The following is a 3,556-nucleotide window of genomic DNA, read 5'->3' as shown; positions in this document are numbered from 1 at the left end:
CCGCCGCCGGCCGCCGGCGAGACGCTGGCCATGGCGGCGCGCTGGGAAGCGGCGGACGGCCTGTCCGCCACGCCCTGGCCGGCCACGCTGGCCCAAGCGGTCTTCCTGCGGCCGATGGACCTGCCGGCCGCGGTCTTGCCCGGCTGGGGGCGGGACCTGCGGCAGGTCGCGGTGGATGGCACCGACACCGCGGAAACGCTCGCTGCGAAGCTCGCCGCCGCGGGTCCGTTCGAGCACCTGGTGTGGCTGGTGCCGCGCACGGCGGTGTCCGCGGTGTCCGGCGCGCCCGGCGCCGCGGATGCGCAGTTCGCCGCATCGGCCGCCGGCCTGCGCCTGGTCAAGGCGCTGGATGCGCTGGATATGCCAGGAGGTGCCGGCCGCAAGCTCGGCCTGACGGTGCTGACCTGCAACGGGCAGGCGCTGTCCGCCGAAGAAACCATCGACGCCGCTGCGGCCGGCGTGCACGGGCTGGTCGGCAGCCTGGCCAAGGAGCGTGCGCGCTGGGCGGTGCGCCTGGTCGACGTCGACGCGGCTGCGCCGCCCGCGTTCGCCGAAGTGCTGCGCGTGCCGGCCGACGCCAACGGCAACGCATGGGTGCACCGCGCCGGACGATGGCATCGCCAGGTGCTGCGCGCCTGCCACGACCTGCCGGCGGAACAGGTGGGGCTGGTCGCCGGCGGCGTGTACGTGGTGATCGGCGGGGCCGGCGGGCTGGGCCGCGCCTTCAGCACGCACCTGGTGCGCAGCGCGCGCGGCCAGCCGGTGTGGGTGGGCCGCAGGCCGCAGGACGAGGAAATTGCCGCCGGCCTGCGCGAGATCGGCGCGCTGGGCATCGAACCGCTTTACCTGACCGCCGATGCTTCGGTGGCCGGGCAACTGGCGCAGGTGCGGCGCCGCGTGCTGGCGGCCTTCGGCCGCATCGACGGCATTGTCCTCACCGCCATGGGCGCCACCGACCGGCCGCTGGCCGACACCACCGAGGCGCAGCTGCGCGCCGTGCTCGCGCCCAAGCTCGACGTCCCGGTGGCCGCTGCGGCAGCCTTCGGCGATCTCGCCATGAAGCACTGGATCGTGTTCTCCTCCAACAACACCTTCGGCAAGGGCGCTGGCAACGCCGGTTACTCGGCGGGCTGCACCTTCATCGACGCCTTCGCGCACCAGCTGCGCCAGCGCGCGGCGGCGGCGGTGAAGGTCATGCATTGGGGCTACTGGGGCGAGGTCGGCGTCGGGCGCACGCTGCCGGAGAGTTTCAAGAAGCGCATGGCGCTCGCCGGCATCGGCGCCCTCGGTGCGCAGGAGGCAATGCAGGCGCTGGATGCGCTGCTGGCGTCGCCGCGCGACCAGCTGGTGTTCCAGCGCAACACCCGGCCCGAAGCCACCGACCACCTGGGCTGCTTCCTGCCGGGCGATGGCGATGGCGGCCTGCCCGTCGCGCCGGCCGTGATGGCGGCGCCGGCCGAGGGCGTCACCGGCATCCTGGCCGCGCAGCTGGCCGCGGTGCTGAAGATCGATGCGCGCGAGCTCGACCCGCATACGGCGTTCTCCGAGTTCGGCGTGGACTCCATCAGCTCCGCCGATTTCGCCGATGCCGTCAACGCGGCGCTGCACACCCGGCTGCAGCCGGTGGACATCCTCAGCCATCCGACGCTCGCCGAACTCGGCGCGCACGTCCTGGCTTCGCGCCCGGCAGCCGCTGCAGCGCCCACAGCGGCTGCACCGGCCCCGCCAGCAGCGCCCGCGTTGCTGGCCGCAGCCACACCGCCACGGCAGCAGGACGACGGCGCGATCGCCATCGTCGGCCTGCGCGGCTTCCATCCGGGCGCCGGCGACCTGGCGGCGCACTGGCGCAACCTGGAGGCCGGCGCGGACTGCATCGGCGAGATCGACGCTGGCTGGCTGGGCGACGACCAGTTCCATCCGGACCCGGCCATCGCCGCCGCTTCGGGGCGCAACTACTGCCGCTGGGGTGGCCGCCTGGACCCGGCCTGGGCGGCCGGCTTCGACGCCGGCCTGATCCCCGCGGCCATGTCGTTCGGCGCGCTGCATCCGGTGGAGGCGATGTTCCTGCGCGGCATCGGCGAGCTGCTGGACGGCATCGGCTATGGCGCCCGGGACGCCAGCGCGCGCGACGCTGCGCCCATCGGCCTGTTCATCTGCGGCAGCGGCGGCCCGCAGGCCGGGCAGGGCGCGGTGGCCGACTGGTCTGGCGGGCTGCGTGCCAACCGCATCTCGTTCATGCACGACCTGCGCGGCCCCAGCATGGCGGTGGACACCATGAGCTCGTCGTCGCTGGCGGCGGTGCATGCCGCCTGCGCCAGCCTGCGCAGCGGCGAGTGCGGCAGCGCGATCGCCGGCGGCTTCAGCATCCTGGGTGCCGACTACTACCGGCAGGCCAGCGCCCTGCGCTTTTTGGGCAGCCGCGCCGACTCGCGCAGCTTCACGGCGGGCGACGGCTACCTGCCGGCCGAATGCGCCGGCGCGGTGCTGCTCAAGCGCCTGGGCGACGCGCGCGCGGACGGCGACCGCGTGCTGGCCGTGCTGCGCTCCACCGTGGCCAACTACGCGGGCCGCGAGACGGCGCCGTTCATCCCCAACCCGCGTGCGCAGGCAAGGCTGATCGCGATGAGCCTGAAAGCGGCCGGCGTGGACGCGCGCGGCATCGGCTACGTGGAGTCGGCCGCCAACGGCGCCGCGCTGGGCGACGCGGTGGAGTTCGCCGCGCTGTGCAAGGTGTTCGGCGCGTCCGGCGGCCAGGCCCCCTGGTGCGCGCTGGGATCGGTCAAGGCCAACATCGGCCATGCGGCGGCGGCCTCCGGCATGTCGCAGCTGGCCAAGGTGGTGCTGCAGCTGCAGCATGGCGCGCTGGTGCCCACGCGGCTGGCCGGCCTGCTCAATCCCGCCATCCGGCTGGAAGGCTCGCCTTTCGTGATGCCGGGGGAGGCGCTGGAGTGGCAGCGGCCGATCGCGCGCGTGGACGGGGTGCGCACGGTGCTGCCGCGCCGCGCGCTGGTCAACTCCTTCGGCGCGGGCGGCTCCTACGTCAGCGCCGTGGTGGAGGAAGAGGGCGGCGCGCCGTGATCGCGCTGCCCGCCTATGCCGCGCACGACGCGACCGGCCTGGCGCAGTTGCTGCGGCGCGGCGAGGTGTCTCCAGCGGAGCTGGCGCAGTGCGCGCGCGCCGCGGTGGAACTGCTCAATCCGCGGCTGAACGCCGTGGTCGGGCCGCTGTCGGGCGACGGCGCCGCGTCGTGCGAGCACGACGCCCACGGGCCGCTCGCGGGCGTCCCGTTCCTGGTGAAGGACCTGGTGCTGCGCGCGCGCGGCCTGCCATGCCAGATGGGCAGCCGGCTGCTGGCCGATGCGCCCGCGGCACTGGCCGATGCGTCGCTGATGGCGCGCTTTCGCCATGCCGGCTTCATGACGCTCGGGCGCACCAATGCCGCCGAATTCGGCTATTCGGTGACCACCGAGCCGGTGCTGCACGGCCCGGTGCGCAATCCGTGGGACCCGGGCCTGAGCGCGGGCGGATCGAGCGGCGGCGCCGCCGCCGCGGTGGC

The 3,556-nt window shown here is 74.7% G+C and carries 2 protein-coding genes; both read left to right on the top strand.

Annotated features, from left to right (window positions below; all coding sequences use genetic code 11):
• Window positions 1-3,078: type I polyketide synthase (locus H0U68_RS16070; RefSeq protein WP_296357365.1), on the top strand; the 3,078-nt coding region annotated here is incomplete at its 5' end.
• A partial coding sequence (locus H0U68_RS16065; protein ID WP_296357363.1) for an amidase family protein occupies window positions 3,075-3,556 on the top strand: 482 nt, incomplete at its 3' end. The genes H0U68_RS16070 and H0U68_RS16065, both read left to right, overlap by 4 nt.

Source organism: Ramlibacter sp. (assembly GCF_013697775.1).
Classification (GTDB): domain Bacteria; phylum Pseudomonadota; class Gammaproteobacteria; order Burkholderiales; family Burkholderiaceae_C; genus Ramlibacter.
Note: the sequence above shows the minus strand (reverse complement) of the source record. Positions and strands in the feature narration are given on the sequence as shown.